Origin of the sequence: Terrirubrum flagellatum, from assembly GCF_022059845.1 — a bacterium.
GTDB lineage: Bacteria > Pseudomonadota > Alphaproteobacteria > Rhizobiales > Beijerinckiaceae > Terrirubrum > Terrirubrum flagellatum.
The window spans coordinates 1,658,562-1,675,717 of sequence record NZ_CP091851.1 but is presented as its reverse complement, the minus strand read 5'-3'; the positions used below and the strand labels follow the sequence as shown (position 1 = coordinate 1,675,717).

General features: G+C 64.5%; 16 protein-coding genes. 6 read left to right on the top strand and 10 right to left on the bottom strand.

Annotated features, from left to right (window positions below; all coding sequences use genetic code 11):
• Positions 1 to 11 precede the first annotated feature (11 nt).
• From frr to L8F45_RS08155, 3 genes are all read right to left on the bottom strand, one after another.
• Positions 12 to 578 (bottom strand): ribosome recycling factor, encoded by a 567-nt coding sequence (gene frr, locus L8F45_RS08165; RefSeq protein WP_342362376.1) that lies wholly within the window; start codon positions 576 to 578, stop codon positions 12 to 14.
• A gap of 48 nt (positions 579 to 626) precedes the next feature.
• Complete coding sequence (gene pyrH / locus L8F45_RS08160; RefSeq protein WP_342362375.1) at positions 627 to 1,343, bottom strand: UMP kinase; 717 nt, start codon at positions 1,341 to 1,343, stop codon at positions 627 to 629.
• A gap of 72 nt (positions 1,344 to 1,415) precedes the next feature.
• Positions 1,416 to 3,218, bottom strand: coding sequence for an ABC transporter ATP-binding protein (locus L8F45_RS08155; protein WP_342362374.1), 1,803 nt, complete (start codon positions 3,216 to 3,218; stop codon positions 1,416 to 1,418).
• 452 nt (positions 3,219 to 3,670) lie between these two features.
• Here L8F45_RS08155 and L8F45_RS08150 point away from each other — a divergent pair, with 452 nt between their 5' ends.
• Positions 3,671 to 4,117, top strand: coding sequence for a GNAT family N-acetyltransferase (locus L8F45_RS08150; protein WP_342362373.1), 447 nt, complete (start codon positions 3,671 to 3,673; stop codon positions 4,115 to 4,117).
• A gap of 36 nt (positions 4,118 to 4,153) precedes the next feature.
• Here L8F45_RS08150 and L8F45_RS08145 read toward each other — a convergent pair whose 3' ends face one another.
• Positions 4,154 to 4,765 (bottom strand): NAD(P)-dependent oxidoreductase, encoded by a 612-nt coding sequence (locus L8F45_RS08145; protein WP_342362372.1) that lies wholly within the window; start codon positions 4,763 to 4,765, stop codon positions 4,154 to 4,156.
• A gap of 103 nt (positions 4,766 to 4,868) precedes the next feature.
• Between L8F45_RS08145 and L8F45_RS08140 the strand changes: the two genes are divergently transcribed.
• Both L8F45_RS08140 and blaOXA read left to right on the top strand, forming a co-directional pair.
• Positions 4,869 to 5,234: a winged helix-turn-helix transcriptional regulator gene (locus L8F45_RS08140; RefSeq protein ID WP_342362371.1), complete on the top strand. Its 366-nt coding sequence runs from the start codon at positions 4,869 to 4,871 to the stop codon at positions 5,232 to 5,234.
• 83 nt (positions 5,235 to 5,317) lie between these two features.
• The gene (gene blaOXA, locus L8F45_RS08135) at positions 5,318 to 6,118 is read left to right on the top strand and encodes a class D beta-lactamase (RefSeq protein WP_342362370.1); all 801 of its coding nucleotides are present in this window, start codon (positions 5,318 to 5,320) and stop codon (positions 6,116 to 6,118) included.
• 5 nt (positions 6,119 to 6,123) lie between these two features.
• On the opposite strand, the gene L8F45_RS08130 is transcribed toward blaOXA, so the two are convergent.
• A complete protein-coding gene (locus tag L8F45_RS08130; protein ID WP_342362369.1) occupies positions 6,124 to 6,960 on the bottom strand; it encodes an AraC family transcriptional regulator in 837 nt (278 codons plus the stop codon).
• 72 nt (positions 6,961 to 7,032) lie between these two features.
• On the opposite strand from L8F45_RS08130, the gene L8F45_RS08125 reads away from it, so the two are divergent.
• Positions 7,033 to 8,202, top strand: a complete 1,170-nt coding sequence (locus L8F45_RS08125) for an amidohydrolase (protein WP_342362368.1) — start codon at positions 7,033 to 7,035, stop codon at positions 8,200 to 8,202.
• A 14-nt stretch (positions 8,203 to 8,216) separates the two neighbouring features.
• Here the strand turns inward: L8F45_RS08125 and L8F45_RS08120 are convergent, their stop codons facing one another.
• Positions 8,217 to 10,070 carry a bifunctional diguanylate cyclase/phosphodiesterase gene (locus L8F45_RS08120; RefSeq protein ID WP_342362367.1) on the bottom strand — a complete coding sequence of 618 codons (1,854 nt, stop codon included), beginning with the start codon at positions 10,068 to 10,070 and terminating at the stop codon, positions 8,217 to 8,219.
• 948 nt (positions 10,071 to 11,018) lie between these two features.
• Entirely contained in the window at positions 11,019 to 11,948 is a 930-nt protein-coding gene (locus L8F45_RS08115; RefSeq protein ID WP_342362366.1) for an NADP-dependent oxidoreductase, read from the bottom strand.
• A gap of 86 nt (positions 11,949 to 12,034) precedes the next feature.
• Between L8F45_RS08115 and L8F45_RS08110 the strand changes: the two genes are divergently transcribed.
• Entirely contained in the window at positions 12,035 to 12,430 is a 396-nt protein-coding gene (locus L8F45_RS08110; protein ID WP_342362365.1) for a winged helix-turn-helix transcriptional regulator, read from the top strand.
• Between the two features lie 87 nt (positions 12,431 to 12,517).
• On the opposite strand, the gene tsf is transcribed toward L8F45_RS08110, so the two are convergent.
• From tsf to L8F45_RS08095, 3 genes are all read right to left on the bottom strand, one after another.
• A complete protein-coding gene (gene tsf, locus L8F45_RS08105; protein ID WP_342362364.1) occupies positions 12,518 to 13,447 on the bottom strand; it encodes a translation elongation factor Ts in 930 nt (309 codons plus the stop codon).
• A gap of 207 nt (positions 13,448 to 13,654) precedes the next feature.
• Positions 13,655 to 14,695 (bottom strand): 30S ribosomal protein S2, encoded by a 1,041-nt coding sequence (locus tag L8F45_RS08100; protein ID WP_342362363.1) that lies wholly within the window; start codon positions 14,693 to 14,695, stop codon positions 13,655 to 13,657.
• A 170-nt stretch (positions 14,696 to 14,865) separates the two neighbouring features.
• Positions 14,866 to 15,990: an alpha/beta hydrolase gene (locus L8F45_RS08095; RefSeq protein WP_342362362.1), complete on the bottom strand. Its 1,125-nt coding sequence runs from the start codon at positions 15,988 to 15,990 to the stop codon at positions 14,866 to 14,868.
• A 251-nt stretch (positions 15,991 to 16,241) separates the two neighbouring features.
• Here L8F45_RS08095 and L8F45_RS08090 point away from each other — a divergent pair, with 251 nt between their 5' ends.
• Positions 16,242 to 17,108: a T6SS effector amidase Tae4 family protein gene (locus tag L8F45_RS08090; protein ID WP_342362361.1), complete on the top strand. Its 867-nt coding sequence runs from the start codon at positions 16,242 to 16,244 to the stop codon at positions 17,106 to 17,108.
• Positions 17,109 to 17,156 lie beyond the last annotated feature (48 nt).

Genomic DNA, 17,156 nt, shown 5'->3' with positions numbered 1-17,156 from the left:
CGCATCAGCGCCTAGACCTGCATGATTTCCTTTTCCTTGACAGCCAGCATCTTGTCGATCTCGGCGACATGCTGATCGGTCGCCTTCTGCACGAGGTCCTGATCGCGCGCCGAATCGTCTTTCGACAGATGCGCGTCCTTCTCGAGCTTCTTGACGACATCGATGCCGTCGCGGCGCAGATGCCTGACCGCGACCTTGGCGTCCTCGGCGTATTTGTGCGCGACCTTCACCAGCTCCTTGCGGCGCTGTTCGGTCATGTCGGGCATCCTGAGACGGATAACTTGGCCTTCCGTGTTGGGATTGAGGCCGAGATTGGAATCGCGAATCGCCTTCTCAACCGGCGTCACCATGGAGCGATCCCAGACCTGCACGCTGATCATGCGCGCCTCCGGAACGGTCACGGTGGCGAGCTGCGTCAGCGGCATCATGGCGCCGTAGGCGTCGACCTGAATCGGATCGAGCAGGTTCGGATTGGCGCGGCCGGTGCGAAGCGATTGCAGGTTATGCTGGAAGGCGCCGATCGCCGACTGCATGCGGCGCTTGAGGTCGGCGAGATCGAAGGGCTGCGGGGCGGCCATGATATTCAACTCCCATTCTACTTTGCCGGGCGGCGCGCTGCGGCCCAGTCAGGGAACGACCGCGGTAAAGCGGCCCTTGCCGGTCAACACCGCGGTGATCGCGCCGGGTTCCTGAATCGAAAAGACGAGTATTGGCAAGCGGCTCTCCCGGGCAAGCGCGAAAGCCGCGGTATCCATCACCTTGAGGTCCTTCGCGATGGCCTCGTCATGGGTCAGGCGCTCATAGCGCGTCGCGGTCCGATCGAGTTTGGGGTCTGCCGTGTAGACCCCATCCACATTGGTCGCCTTCAACAGCGCGTCGCAGGACAGTTCAACCGCGCGCAGAGCGGCGGCCGTGTCGGTGGTGAAGAGCGGATTGCCGGTCCCGCCGCCGAGGACGACCACCCTGCCCGCCTCAATATGACGGCGAGCCATATTGCGCTCATAGGTGTCGCAGAGCGTCGGCATGGCGACCGCGCTCATGGCGCGCGCTTCGCAGCCATGACCAACGAGCGCCCCTTCGATCGCGAGCGCATTCATCACGGTGCCGAGCATGCCGATGGAGTCGCCGCGAACGCGGTCGATGCCCTGCGCCGTGCCTTTGACGCCACGGAAGAAATTGCCGCCGCCGACCACCACAGCGACTTCAAAGCCGGCCCGGCGCGCCTCAGCGATATCGTTGGAGATCGCCACCAGAGTCGGGCCGTGAAGCCCCGCTTCGCCGGGCCCCTGCAAGGCCTCGCCCGAGAGCTTCACAAGAACGCGACGATAGGCTGGATTCGGCATGGGCGGCTATACGCCCCGATTTGCCGGGAATGGCAAGGCCCGCCGCCCCGGGGGACGGCGGACCCTGCCGCTTCACGCAGCGACGCCTTTCGCGAGCTCCAGCGCCTGCCGTTCGAACAGGCTGCGATAGATCCCGCGCTCGCGGCGGACGAGCGTCAGGTGATCGCCCTCCTCCACGATCCGGCCGCGGTCGAACACCAGGATGCGGTCCATCGCCCGCACCGTGGACAGTCGATGCGCCACAACAACAGTGGTGCGCCCGACCATCAGCCGCTCCATCGCCTCCTGGATCAGCGCTTCCGACTCCGAGTCGAGACTCGAGGTCGCCTCATCGAGGATGAGGATTGGGGCGTCCGCGAGGAAGGCGCGCGCCAGCGCAATGCGCTGACGTTCGCCGCCCGAGAGCTTCACGCCGCGCTCGCCGACCAATGTCGCGTAGCCTTTCGGCAGCCGCGTCACGAAGGCGTGCGCGTTGGCGAGCCTCGCGGCGCGTTCGATCTCGGCCTGCGTCGCGCCGGGACGACCATAGGCGATGTTCTCCGACAGCGAGCGATGGAACAGGATCGGCTCCTGCTGCACGATCGCGATCTGCGCGCGCAGGCTCGCCTGCGTCGCATGAGCCACATCCTGCCCGTCGATCGTCAGGCGGCCGTCGGACACATCGTACAGCCGCTGCACGAGCTTGACGAAGGTCGTCTTGCCCGAGCCCGACCGGCCGACGAGGCCGACCTTCTCGCCTGCGCGGATCTTCAGTGAGAAGTCGCGATAGAGCGGCTCGACGTGACCGCCATAATGGAAGGTCACATTCTCAAGCGCGATCTCGCCACGGCTCACCTCGATCGGCTCGGCATCAGGCTTGTCAGCGACGCCGAACGGCTCGGTGTGCATCACAACCATCTCCTCCATCTCGTTCACCGAACGCTGGAGGTTATGGATGTGCATGCCGATGTCGCGGAGATAGCCGTGCACAACCTGATAGGAGGTCAGCACGAACGCGACGTCGCCAGCGCTCGCCGCGCCGCGCGACCAGATCCACAGCACGCCGCCCAGCACCGAACCGCGCAGCGTCAGCAGCATCACGTTTTGCGCCGTGCCAGCGTTGGTGCCGCGCAGCCAGGCCCGCTTGGTGCGCCGCCGCCACTTGCCGAGAACGCCTGCGAGGCGCGCGTCTTCGCGCGCTTCCGCGCCGAACGCCTTCACAACAGGATTGCACGACACCGCGTCCGCGAGCGCGCCGCCAAGCCGCGTGTCCCAACCATTCGCCAGCCGCGACGCGGGCGCGACGCAGGACAGCGACAGCACCAGCGTCACGACGACGTAGACGATCGATCCCGCAAGCACGATGACGCCAAGCAGCGGCCAGTAAATTCCGAGCATGATCGTCGTGCCCGCAAGCACGATCAGCGACGGCAGGATCGCCATCAGGATCGTGTCGTGCAGCAGATCGAGCGCCCACATGCCGCGCGTTACTTTTCGCACGGTGGAGCCCGCGAAATGATTGGCGTGCCAGTCGGTGGAGAAGCGCTGCACGCGCGCGAACGTCTCCTGCGCGACTTCCGTCATCACCTTCAGGGTCATGAAGGTGACGCCGACGAAACCAAGGTGCCGGAACAGCAGCCATGTGAAGCTCAAAGCGAGCATCGCCGCGAGCGCATGCAACGCCGCGTCGAACGCAGCGGCGCGATCGAGCGAAGTCGCGACCGCATCGATCATGCGTCCCGCGAAAAGCGGGATGAACACATCAGCCGCCGTTGTCGCGATGACGGTCAACGCAACGAGCGCGACAGTGATTTTCTGTCGGCCCCAATGGCCGAAGGTGAATCGGAGCGCCGCCGCAAAGGGATTGGCGCGCCCCGATAGGGGACGAGAAGACATGAGGATGAACCTGGCGCTGCAATGAGCGGCCAGCTCCCGAACATGATGAGAGTCGGCGACGCGCATGCGCGTCAGCGCAGACTCGACTAATGATGGAATGGAAACTGAGTTTCCGGCTGCGCGGCCTGCTTGGCGGGCCGCGAATAATCCCGTTCTAAAGTCGGGACATATCCACGGCCGGCGCGGTAAAGCAGATGACTGTCATCATGCAATCCTCCCGGCGTTGAGCGTAAAGCCGAATAACTGGCTTCTATCAGCGGTGATTCGAAATGGCAAGCCGTAGCGTCAATGCGGCGCGCGTATCGTTGTTCTCTGATCTTCTGTGGCGCCGCCGCATCACGCGTTCATATCGATAGCGTCAACATCATTCATTGGAATGCGCGCAACGCATCGCCTGTAGTGCGTCTCGTTTCAGATATTCAAACAGCGCAACGCTGCGGAGGAACCTATCGATGTCATCAATTGTCATCCGCCCTGTTGAAGCAGGCGACCGCGCGAAATGGGAGCCGCTCTGGGCTGGATATATCGCCTTCTACGAAAAGACCGTGCCGGCCGAAGCAACCGAATTCACATGGACGCGGCTGATCGCCGGCGACGAAATCAGAGGCTTCATCGCGATCGACGAGAACGGCGATGCGCTTGGCCTCGTGCAGTATTTCTTCCATCAGTCGACATGGTCGATGGGCGGCAACTGCTATCTTCAGGATCTCTTCGTCATTCCCGAAGCGCGCGGCAAACGGATTGGACGTCGGCTGATCGCCGCTGTCACCGAGGCGTCGAAGAAGCATGGCGCGGCTGTGCTCTATTGGCAGACGGAGGAATTCAACGGCACGGCGCGACGGCTCTATGAACGCGTCGCCAAGCGCGCGCCCTTCATCCGCTATCAGATCGATTTGTGAAGCCGTCGCAAGTTCGGCCACGACGGCTTCACACTCTCAGTAGCCGATCGTGAAACGCTTGCGCTCGTGCTTCGGCGTCTCGAGCTCATCGACGAGCGCGACAGCGTAATCTTCCGCGGAGATGCGGCTGTCGCCCTTCTCGTTGGCGACGAGTTGATCGCCGCCAAGGCGGAATTTGCCGGTGCGTTCGCCGGGCTCGATCATCGCCGCCGGCGAAAAGAAGGTCCAGTTGAGGTCCTTCTCGTCGCGCAACAGGTCAAGGAATTCGCCGCCCTTCTTCGCCTCGGCGAGATACATCGCCGGAAATTCCGGGATATCGAACAGCTTCTTGCCCGGCGCGACTTCGAGGCTGCCGGCGCCGCCGACGACGAGGTAGCGCTTCGCGCCTGACGCCTTCGCCGCCGCGATCAGCGCCTTGGGATCGCTGGCGCTGAAATGCACCGCGCTGATCACCACGTCATGGCCCTTCAGCAGCGCGCCGAGAGAAGCAGCGTCGAACACGTCGCCTTTCTTCGCGACGACCTTCGGGCCCGCAGGGACCTTCTCCGGATTGCGAACGATGGCGGTGACGTCATGGCCGCGCGAGGTCAGTTCGGCCAGCAGGCGCGAACCGATGAAGCCGGTGGCGCCGATCAAAGCGACTTTCATTGAGGTCTCCATTGCAGTAGTAACTTATGGAAACCAGATGTCGTTTATGACTACAGGTGTAAAGAAGGCACTATTTCTTCACCTGGTCACTTCGAGGAAACCGATGCGCGACGGCGACGTGTTCGATGTGAATTGCCCGACCCGGCAGGTGCTCGATCGCATCGCCGACAAATGGGCGACCCTTGTCCTCCTGATGCTGGCCGAGCGGCCGCGCCGCTTCAACGAATTGCGCCGCTGCATCAGCGGCTTGTCCCAGAAGATGCTGTCCCAGACCCTGAAGAGCCTGGAGCGCGACGGGCTCGTCAGCCGGGCCGCGTTCGCAACTGTCCCGGTCACTGTCGAATATGCGATCACGCCGCTCGGCCAGACGTTGGTTGCCACGGTCGACGCCCTGCGTATCTGGGCCGAGACTCATATCGGCGCGGTGCAGGCCGCCCAGGCGGCCTATGACGGCCGCATGGCCGCCTGAGTCCCCATCGCCATCAATCGGCCGGAAATCCTGACGATTTCCCGCTTCCGCCGCTGGACGAGTCGGCGCTGGAGACCCCGGATTTGAAGCGCGTCTTATCGGCTGCGGCCCTTTGGCTCGGCCTCGCCGGAGCGGCCGTCGCCGCCCCCGTTTGCACCCTGATCGCTGACGCCGGCTCCGGTGAAATTCTGTCCCGCAGCGGCGAGCAATGTGGAACGCCGACCAGCCCCGCCTCCACCTTCAAGGTCGCTCTCGCCCTGATGGGCTTCGATTCCGGCGTGCTCGTCGACGCCAATGCGCCGGCATGGCCCTATCGCGAGGACTACGCGACCTGGAACGCGAGCTGGAAGAAGACGACCGACCCGACGATCTGGATGCGCGACTCCGTCGTCTGGTATTCGCAGGTTCTGACGCGAACGCTAGGCGCTGAAAAATTCCGCCACTACGTCAACAAGTTCAAATACGGAAACCGCGACATCTCAGGCAATCCGGGGCGGGATGACGGGCTCACGCGTGCCTGGCTGAGCTCCTCGCTCAAGATCACGCCGGAGCAGCAGATCATCTTCCTGACGAAGTTGTGGAACCGACAACTTCCCGTCTCGTCCGAAGCCGTCGACAAGACCTTTGCCGTCATGCCGCGATTTCCCCTGGCGGACGGATGGAAAGCCTATGGCAAGACCGGCTCCGGCTTTCAGGAAGGCGCGAATGGCGGCGTCGATCGCACCAAGCAGTTCGGCTGGTTCATCGGCTGGGCGATCAAGGGCGATCGCTCCATCCTGTTCGCGCGCCTGATCAAGGATGACGGGCCAGACGAGTCGCCCGCTGGCGTGCGCGCCCGCGACGGCATGCTCGCCGACCTGCCGGGATTGCTTGCGGCGCACTGATCGCTTCAGTTCGCCCTTCTGAATTTTCCCGGCGTGACGCCATGCGCGGCGCGGAACGCGCGAGAGAGATGACTCTGGTCGGCGAAGCCCGCAGCGAACGCAGCGTCCGCCAGACCGGCGCCGCCTTCAATGAGATGCTGCGCGCGCCGCAATCTGCGATCCCTGATGAAGGCGGCCGGCGTGACGCCAATCATTTTCGTGAAGTCGCGGATCACCTGAAATCGCGTCACGCCTGCGACCCGCGCCAGACGCTGGAGATCAAGCGCGTCGCCAAGATTGTCTTCGATCGTCTGCTCATAGAGCGACAGCCTGTATCGCGATCCTGCGCGATCATATTGTTCGCGCCGCCCGCTCCAGTCGCCAAAGCGAACAATGAGATGACGAAGCGCCGACAGCATCGTCGTCTCCGCGCTGAGGGCGTCGCCTGAAACGGAATCGCGATGAGCCAGCGCGAGCCTTTGCGCAAGTTCAGCATCATGCAACGCCGCGCGCGGGAACAGCGGCGCGCCGTCATGGCCGAGCTCCGCTGCAATGTCCGTCAGTAGCTCGACCGTGGGATAGAACGTCCGATAGGCCCAGCCTTCTTCGCCTCCGGCCTCGCCGTCATGCCATTCCTCGGGATTAACGATCAGCGTCGCTCCCGCCGGCGCCAGCACGCTCTCCCTGCCGATGCGAACGCGTTCGCAGCCCTCCGTGATGAGCGCAATCACATAGGTCGGATGCGTGTGCAGCTCGTAGCGATGGCGCGTGAAGCGCGCTTTCAGCATCGCGAGATCGGGGAAGCAGGCATGTCGCCAGAATTCCGACGTCTCGGGCTCTCCGCTCCGGTCAATCCTGTTCAAGACGCTCGCCAGATCCCTCTCCTATTCAAGCAGCGAACCCGAAGCCGAAACATCGGCGCATGAGATAACTCGATGCTGCATAATGATCCCATCGCCGCCGTCGCGCCAGAGGTCGTCGGCTGGCGCCATCACATTCACGCCCATCCCGAGCTTGGCTTTCAGGAAACGGAGACGGCGCGCTTCGTCGCCGACAAGTTGCGATCCTTCGGCCTCGAGGTTCACGAAGGCGTTGGCGGAACAGGCGTCGTTGGCGTGCTGCGCAACGGAACAAGCGCGCGCGCGATCGGCCTGCGCGCCGAACTCGACGCGCTGCCCGTCATTGAAAACACCGGCCTCCCCTACGCGTCGACCAAGCATGGCGTGATGCACGCCTGCGGCCATGACGGCCACACCGCGATGCTGCTCGGCGCGGCGAAGCTGCTGAGCGCGAACCCGACGTTCGATGGAACCGTCTATTTCATCTTCCAGCCCGCCGAGGAGAACGAGGGCGGCGGGATGCGCATGATCGGAGACCGCCTGTTCGAGCGTTTTCCGGTCGAGGCGGTGTACGCCGTCCATAACTGGCCGGGCGTTCCGCAGGGAATGATCGCCGCGCGCATCGGACCGCAGATGGCGGCCGTCGATAATTTCGAAATCAGATTCTCCGGCGTCGGCGCCCATGTCGCGATGCCGCATCTCGGCGATGATCCCATTCTCGCCGCCGGCGCATTCGTCGGCGCCGTGCAGCGCATCGTCAGCCGCGCGGTCGATCCGCAAACGCCTGTCGTTGTGAGTCTCACGCAGATCCATGGCGGCAATGTCGGCAACATCGTGCCCAAGGAAGTCTGGCTTCAGGGCACATGCCGCTTCTTCGACCCGGCGCTGTCCGACAAATGCGAGAAGCTCCTGCGCGACATCGCGAACGGCGTCGCCGCAACTCATGGCGTGAGCGCAAAGCTCGACTATGTCAGGGGCTATCCCCCCGTCATCAACGCCGCCGACGCAACACGGCTTGCGGTCGAAGCCGCGACATCAGCAGTCGGCGCGGACAACGTGCTCACCGAATTCGCGCCAAGCCTCGGCTGCGAGGATTTCGCCTTCATGATCCGCGCTGCCGGCGGCTGCTACGCCTGGATCGGCGCCGGCGAGGCCGGTCCCGGCGAAGGCCTGCATGGCGACGCTTACGTCTTCAACGACGCGATCGTGCCGAACGTGCTGCGCTACTGGACGAGCCTCGTCGAAAAGGCGTTGCCGCGCGCCTGAAACGCGGCTTCGGATCAGGCCGCGCGGGCGGCCTTTCTCGGCTCCACCGCGGGCGCAGAGAGATCGAGCGCCGATTGCGGCCGGAGCGACGCGCCGGCGAGCAGGCTGGTCGCGGCGAGACGGCTGACCGCGCGCGAATAATAGAAGCCCTGCCCGAAATGGCAGCCAAGCGCGCGCAGCTGTCGCGCCTGGTCTTCCGACTCGATCCCTTCCGCCACGACCTCGCAGCCGAGTTTCTCCGCGATCGACAGCAGGCCCTCGACGATCGCGGCGCTGCCGCTGCCCGGCGACAGCCGGTCGACGAAGGATTTGTCGATCTTGATGATGTCGACGGGCACAGTGAGCAGATGCGTCAGCGACGCGAAGCCGGTGCCGAAATCATCGAGCGCGACGCGCACGCCTCTGGCGCGCAACGCCTGAATCTCGCGCGCGATCGAGCGGTCGCGATGGCCGAGATAGACCGTCTCCGTCACTTCAAGAATGACATGCTTCAGCGACACGCCGACATTCTCGAACGCCTTCGTCAGATTTTCTTCGAGATGTCCGCTGAGAAAATCCGCCGATGACACGTTGAAGGTCACGTATCTGAAGGGAACGCCGAGATCGAGCCAGCCGCGCGCATCGGCCGCGACGCGCGCGAGCATGCGCTGGGTCAGTCTTGATCCGACCTTCACGTCCGACGTGGCTTCATAGAATTCGGCTGCGCGCACGAGTTCGCCATTCTTCTTCGTCAAACGGCAGAGCGCTTCGAGCCCGACGATCTCCTGCGTCTCCAGCCGCACGATCGGCTGGTAATGCGCGTCGACGCGATCATCGTCGAGCGCCTCGGACACGTCGCGGATGGCGCGGAAACGATCGGCGATCTTGGTTCCGAGGCCAGGCGTATGGCGCACAAGCTGGCTGCGCGCGGTTTCCTTGGCGTGATAGAGCGCGAAATCGGCGTCCTGCAGCACCGCTTCCGCCGTCGCATGGCGCTCGCAGACAGTCGCTTCGCCGATCGTGGCGGTCGAGGGCACGATATGGCTGTCGCATTCGACCGGCTCGGCGAGCGCTTCGAGAATATCGGCGGCGATCTTTTCGACATCGCCTGAATTCGCTCCGTCGAGGATGACGGCGAACTCATCGCCGCCGAGGCGGAACGCGCGGTTCGGCGCGCAGACTTGGCCAAGACGCGCGGCGGCCGATTTCAGCAGCCTGTCGCCGATGCGATGGCCGAACGTGTCATTGATGATCTTGAGATTGTCGATGTCGACGACGAGCAGGCTCCAAGCGCCGGGGCGCGCGCAGGACAATTCCAGCATCGCATTGTTGAAGCTGGCGCGATTGCCGAGCCCGGTCAGCGCATCGGTATAGGCGAGCCGCTGGCGTTCGAGCACGCGCTCATTGCGCTCCAGCGCGATGGCGCAGAGATGCACGCAGGTCTTGACGATGCTTTCTTCGAGAGGCGTTGGCCCCCGCGGCGTCCGGTAGTAGAAGGCGAAGGTGCCGATGACGCGGCCCTGGCCGTTGCAGATCGGGCTCGACCAGCAGGCGCGCAGGCCCAACGGCAGCGCGAGCCCTTTGAAGTCGGCCCACAAGGGATCGGTCTCGATATCGACGACGGTGATCGGCCTGCAGAGATAGGCCGCGGTTCCGCACGAGCCGACATTCGGCCCGATCAGGATGCCGTCCAGCGCGTCGGAATAGGCGTCCGGCAGGCTCGGGCCCGCGAGCGGATGCACATGGCCCTTCTCGTCGACCGTCAGGACGGAGCAGATCACGCCGGGCGCGAGCGCCTCCACTTCCAGACAAAGCCGGTCGGTTGTCGCCTGGAGCGAGACGCCCTTGGCGATCATCTCAAGAACGACATTCTGCAAATGAAGCAGCATCGGGGGGCTACGCGGACGGAAATCTGGGGCAGCGTAGCAAGCAACCGTGAACGGAAAGTCAGTCCCGATCGTTCGAGGTTTAATGATTGGCGGAAGCGCGGGCTCGACCTCCTCGTCATCCCGGACGCGGCGTTCGGGAGTTGCGGCCACCCTCCCCTTGAGGGGGAGGGTCGGCGGAGCGAAGCGACGCCGGGGTGGGGTGTATCGATGGGGCTTGAAATTCACCCCACCCCGATCCTCGCTGGCGCTCGGATCGACCCTCCCCCTCAAGGGGAGGGTGGCGCGCCAATTCCCGGCGCGATGCGCAAGCATCATCGCCGGCGCGACGCAACGCGTCGTCGCCCGCGCCTCTCGCACGGCTTCAATTTCCTCTCCGCTTTGATCTTCTCTTCGTCCTCTTCGCTTGCCTGCCCCTCAGAGGGAGCGCGGGGCGGTTTGGCTCGCGCGACGCTGACGGCTCGCGCGAAAGAGTGGTGTTTGAGGTGTCAGCCCGCCAGATCAGCGAACCGACCGCCCCGCGCGCGGCGTTTTCAGGCTTGCTCCGCGAGGCGCGGGAGGGCGGACATTTTGGCCTTCCCTTTCTCCCGCGCGGCGTTCCCTTCACATGAGGCCTCCTTGAGGAGCCTCCCGGATAGGAGAGCTGCGCTTGGCGATCTGTCCTGGGACCGCTTCACAACCTCGCGTCTTGGGCCCGGCATAGCCGCTCAGGGGGCGTTACTCCCGCCTCGCAGCCGCCGCCGCTCCCCTCCCGCATCCCGAAACGCTCGCGAGACGCCCCGTGTGGGAGAGGATGAGCACAGCATAGGACTATAATCAGTAGGCGTCAAGTCCTATTCACACAGCTCGCTCGCTGGCGATGAGGCCCCTCTTTGGCGCTGCGCGCAGCGTTGGCGAGCGATTGAAGTCGGCGCTCAACAACCCGCCGAGAAGCCCGTCCCCCGGCAGCGTTTAAACGGTCAGCACGACCTTCCCCTTTGGCCGCCCGGCCAGGAAGCGATGGGCGTCCGCCGCCTGTTCGAGTGGAAAGGTCTGCTCCACATGCGGCTTCAGCTTGCCAGCCTCGACGAGCTTGATCAGTTCTGCGAGGCCCTGTGCATCCGGCTCGACGGCCACGCCGGCGAAGCGCACGCCAAGCTCTTTCGCTCTCACAGGCAACGTCTGGCTCATCCGATCGACAATCGTCACCAGCAAGCCATTCGGACGCAACGTCGCGAATGAACGCTCGGCATAATCGCCGCCGACCGTTTCGAGAACGACGTCAATATCGCGCACGGCCTTATCGAATGGCGTCGTCCGGTAATCGATAACTTCATCGGCTCCGAGGCCGCGCACGAAATCGCGCTTTTCCGCGCTCGCCGTAGCGATCACATGCGCGCCCAAAGCCTTGGCGATCTGCACGGCGACGTGCCCAACGCCTCCGGCGGCCGCGTGGATCAACACGCGATCGCCCCTCTTCACGCCGGCTGTGTCGACAAGACTCTGCCAGGCGGTCAGGCCCACGAGCGGAAGCGCTGCGGCTTCGGCGAAGCTCAGAGCTTTCGGCTTGCGCACGAAATGGCGCGAAGGCGCCGCGACGAGCTCGGCATAAGCGCCAGCGGCCCGCGGAAATAACGGCATGCCCAGGACTTCGTCGCCGACGGCGAAGCGGTTGACGCCGGGAACGACTGTTTCGACGACGCCGGCAACGTCCCAGCCGAGGATGAACGGCGGTTGGCCGAGCAGCGGGAATTGGCCGCCGCGGATATAAGCCTCAACGGGATTGATCCCGACGGCCCTCGCGCCAACCACGATCTCGGTCGGCAGCGGTTTCGGCGGCGGCGCATCCTTGAGCTGAAGAACCTCGGGCCCGCCGAACTGATCTTGAACAATCGCGCGCATGAACGCCTCCTGAGGATAGGAGCCGTATACATTGGATAGTCAATATCGATTGTCGAGTAATCACCTTTTTGATATATAGTCACCTCATGGATAGAAAGATCTTCAGCTACAACGTGTTCAGCCGGACCTGCCCGTCTCACACGGTGCTCGAAGTGCTGGCGAACAAGTGGACCTACCTGGTCGTATGCTCGCTCCGCGGGGGGCCGCAGCGTTTCGGAGAGCTCACACGCAAGCTCGAAGGCGTCACGCCCAAGATGCTCACCCAGACGCTTCGATTGCTCGAACGGGACGGCCTGGTGAGCCGCGCGATCTTTCCCGTGATCCCGCCGCGCGTCGACTATGAACTCACGCCGCTGGGTCGGGATCTCGTCCACCTTCTCGATCAGATTCTGCAATGGTCCGAGCAACATGTGCCGGAGATTCTGAAAGCGCGGGCGAAAGCAGGAGCGAACGCGCCGGAATTCGCCCCAGAGCCGGCCTGACTCTCCTTGAAAAACAAAAGAGCGGCCGCGCGGCCGCTCTTTCATTCGTTGAGCTTATCAGCTCAACCGATTCAATTCGTTTCCGAATCAATCCTTCTTGAGGCCGGCCTGCTGGGCCACCTCGGCGGCGAAGTCGGTTTCTTCCTTCTCGATGCCCTCGCCGAGCGCAAAGCGCGCGAAGGACGCGACCTTGACGGATGAGCCGACCTTGCCTTCGCTCTCCTTGACAGCCTGCGCGACCGTCTTGCCCGCATGCTCGGCATGGATCGAGACCTGCTCCAGCAGGCAGTTCTCCTTGGCGAAGCTCTTCAGGCCCGACTCCGCGATCTTCTCGATCACATGGGCCGGCTTGCCCGCGTTCTTTTCGGCGAGAATGGCCTTCTCGCGCGCGACTACGTCGGCCGGCACACCGGCGAGATCGAGCGCGACCGGATTGGTCGCCGCCACATGCATGGCGATGAGCCGGCCGAGCGCCTGGAGCTGCGTCTTGTCGCCTGATGATTCGAGCGCGACGAGCACGCCGATCTTGCCGAGGCCCTCGCCGACCGCGTTGTGGAGATAGGCGCCGATCACGCCGTCAGCGACCGTCAGCACGCGCGCGCGGCGCAGCGTCATGTTCTCGCCGATGGTCGCGATCGCCGACGCAATCGCATCGCCGATCGTGCCGTCGCCGGCCTTCGCCGCCTTGATCGCTTCGACATCCTCGCCGGTCTTCCAGGCGGCGTGCGCCACCATCTTCACCAGGCCCTGGAAATGATCGTTGCGGGCGACGAAGTCGGTCTCGGAATTGACCTCGACGATCGCGGCCTTGACGCCCTCGTTCCAGATGCCGATCAGGCCCTCGGCGGCGATGCGGCCGGACTTCTTGGCGGCCTTCGACAGGCCCTTCTTGCGCAGCCAGTCGATCGCCGCCTCGATGTCGCCATTGGTCTCGTTGAGCGCGGCCTTGCAGTCCATCATGCCCGCGCCGGTCTTCTCGCGCAGGTCCTTCACCATCGCTGCGGTGATGTTCGCCATCGGAATGTCCTCGTATCGTTTGAAATCAAAAGCCCGGCAGGGGGAAAACCGCCGGGCCTTGTCGCGGAGATGTGTGATCTCCGTGTGATCAGCGGAGCTGGAGCAACGTGCGGAAAAGTGGGAACCGGTTTTCCGCGATAACGTTGCGACCAACAACAAGATAGAGCGGCGCGGCAACTCCGTTTGAGCGCGCGCCGCTCCAGACTCTTAGGCCTCGATGAGCTTTTTCGCCTGGTCGATCCAGCCGTCGCGGGCGATGCGGCCGTTGAGCTTGAGGTCGGCGTCGACCTTGGCTTCGTCGGCCGGGGTCATGGCGGCGAGCTGCCAGTAGTGGAAGATGCCGCCCTCATTCAGCTTCTTCTCAAGCTGCGGGCCAACGCCCGTGAGGTTGGTGAGATCGTCAGGCGCGCCACGCGGCGCGGCGAGAGTCTCGAACGCCTCGGCCGGCGTCTCCGCCGCTTCCGCGGCAGGCGCAGGCGCGGCGTCGTTGGCCGCCGGCAGCGCTTCGATAACAGGGGCCTCGGAAGCGCCGAGGTCGACGCCCGAGGAGCCCTGGCCGCGGCCGATGCCGTCGATCGCGGCGCGCGCGATCAGGTCGCAATAGAGCGCGATGGCGCGACCGGCGTCATCGTTCGCCGGAATCGGGAAGGTGATGCCATCGGGATCGCTGTTGGTGTCGACGATCGCCACGACCGGGATGTTGAGGCGGCGCGCTTCCTTGATCGCGAGCTGCTCCTTGTTGGTGTCGATGACGAAGATCAGCTCGGGCACGCCGCCCATGTCCTTGATGCCGCCGAGCGCGCGCTCAAGCTTGGTCTTCTCGCGCGAGAGCATCAGGAGCTCTTTCTTGGTCAGGCCGGCCGCTCCGGCGCCGCCGGCGAGCAGCTCGTCGACCTTGCGCAGACGCGCGATCGAGGCCGACACCGTCTTCCAGTTGGTCAGCGTGCCGCCGAGCCAGCGCGAATTGACGAAATACTGGGCCGAACGCTTCGCCGCTTCAGCGATCGCCTCGGAGGCGCCGCGCTTGGTGCCGACGAACAGCACGCGGCCGCCGCCGGACACGGTGTCGGACACCTGCTGCAGGGCGCGATGAAGCATCGGCACGGTCTGCGCGAGGTCGATGATGTGGATGTTGTTGCGGACGCCGAAGATGTACTGGGCCATCTTCGGGTTCCAGCGGTGGGACTGGTGACCGAAATGCGCGCCGGCTTCCAGAAGCGAGCGCATGGAAAAATCAGGAAGAGCCATATCTGCCTTCTCCGGTTGGAACGTCGACGGAGGCTGGCTGGGCTTTTGGCCCGGCCACCGGATGGAATTCCCAAGGGGAACCCCGATCTCCGTCTGAGGGATGGGCGGGCCGTTACAGGACGCTTGCCGATTTGGCAAGCGCTGGAAGCGTCGCGGACGTCGGCGCGCGGCTATTTGAGCAGGAGCGTCCGGGCGGCGGAATCCAGCACATAGGTTCCGGCGTCGAGGACGATGCCGCGGCCGCGCCCGCCGCTCGCGGCGATCTGGGCGAGCACCGGCACCGACGTCACATAGCGGTTGTGATTGAGCGGCGTGTCGGACGCGCTTGAGCTGATGTCGATGATCCGGACGCCGTAGCGCCGGGCCGTCTCGCGCACGCGGGGATCCTCGACCGAGACCGCGCCCACCCGATCGACATCGCCGCCGATCCGCCGCGAAAACGCCAGCGCCTGATCGTCGGGCGAGGCGAGCACGGTGATCGGCTCCCTGAGCTTGCCGATCGCCTCGAGCTGCGACCGGAATACGTCGATATCGATGTCAGGCGCGGCGAGCACGACATCGCCGAGCTTCGACACGCCAGCCCCGCCATTGAGCCGCGATTGCCGCAGCGCCTCCATCGCCAGCCAGCACCCCATGCTGTGGGCGGCGAGAATGACCTTTCGCACATGGGGCAGCCGGTTGACGTCGCTCAGCACGCTTTCGAGATAGTCGCGCGAATAGGCCGCGCTTTCGCGATCCGCCACATAGCCCATGAGGTCGGCCTTCGACGGCCAGGCGAACAGCACCGGCGTGATCGCGAGCCCGCTGTCATGCTGCACCTGCGCGAAACGGAACAGCGCCTCCTCGAAACTCATGTTGTAGCCATGGACGAAGATCACCACCTCGCCGCGCGTCGTCGCGGCCGCCTTGTCGAGCTGCGCGAGGAAATTTGGCCGGTCGAGCGCCGACTGGTCCGTCACGGCGAAAGACTGGCTGGGATCGGCGGGCCGCTGCATCGGCCACTCGACCATCGACGGCGTGTGGTTGGGCGGGATGGAGACGACGAAGCGGGCGAAATTCGCCGCCGGCGCGCGCGCCGAGGTGAACACGTTGCGGCCCGCCTCCTCGCGCCCGCGGCTGGTCGCGACGAAGACGCCGACTGTCCTGGCGTCCGCGACGGCGGCGACAGGGTTCAGCGCGGAGCTGTCGGGCCGCGACACGCAGCCGCCGGCCATGGCCGCGATCAGCGTCGCCGCCAGCGCCGGAGCGAGATACGCGCGCCGCCGGTGTCCAAGGCCCGATATTGCAGGCATCATCCCCCACGCGTCCCGAAACGCCCCGCGAGCCGACCGCTTCCACAAACAGATAGTCGAAATCGTGGCGCGCATCGCCAATCTGCGACTGCCTCCACCGTGCGCAAGCAACCGCTTCCTCGCAAGGCCGCCGTGCGCGCCCGCACAGCGCGATCTCTCAAACTGTCGTCTCCTGGAGGCAAGGGGGTGAGACGCCCCGGCGAGCCTCTGCCGCTCGCCGCGGCCACGGACATACGCAGGAAAAGGAGGACGCCATGCCGGATGGAGGCGTCATCAGGGTCAGCTTCGCCGATATCGAGAAGCACTACCCGAAATACGACAAGTTGCCGCGCCCCATCCAGAACTACATGGATGAGCTCAACAAGGACCTGAAGCCCGGCGATCCCAAGAACACGCCCTGCTGCATCCAGGTGAGCCACGCGCTGAACGCGGTCGGCCAGGAGGTCTATCCCAACAGCCAGCGGCGCAAAAATCCGAAGATCTATGGCGGCAACGGCTATTATCTCGGCGCCGTCGACGAGCTCGAACATTATCTGGCGCAGCGCTATGGCGCGGGCGAACTCGTCACGAAGGATTCCTCCGGCGCGGCGCGCAACGAACGCCAGATGAAGGATTATCTGAAGGACCGCACTGGCCTGCTCGCCTTTCGCGACAGGGGCTTGGGCTTCCACACCGAGTTCTGGAACGGAACGAGCATCCTTCAGTCCGGCAGCATTCCCGGCGCGACCGCGGTCATGAACGAACACGCGATCTTCGGCCAGCACCGCATCCTGTTCTGGGACATCTATGATCACGCCGACATGCGGCCGATCCCCGACTGGCTGCCGGGATGGTGGGACGTGAACGACGGCAACCAGTATTACTATTATTTCTCCGATCAGCACGGCGTGACCTACACCAAGGAAAAGCCGAAGAACCTCGCCCTGCCGCCGATCAAGATGCCGCTCAACGAGGGCACGGTTGAAGCCTGGACCGATCCCACGAAGTTCATCATCAACTGGAATCCGGCCGATGGCGGCGTGACGATCGAAACCTTCTCGCCGGAGCCGCTGACCAGCACGACGCGGATGCGCGGCCTGTCCAATCGCTACGGGCCGCTGACCGCGACCAAGATGAGCTGAGCGGGCAGCGCTTCGCGCGGACGCTTTCACCGCGGACGACGCGTCGCC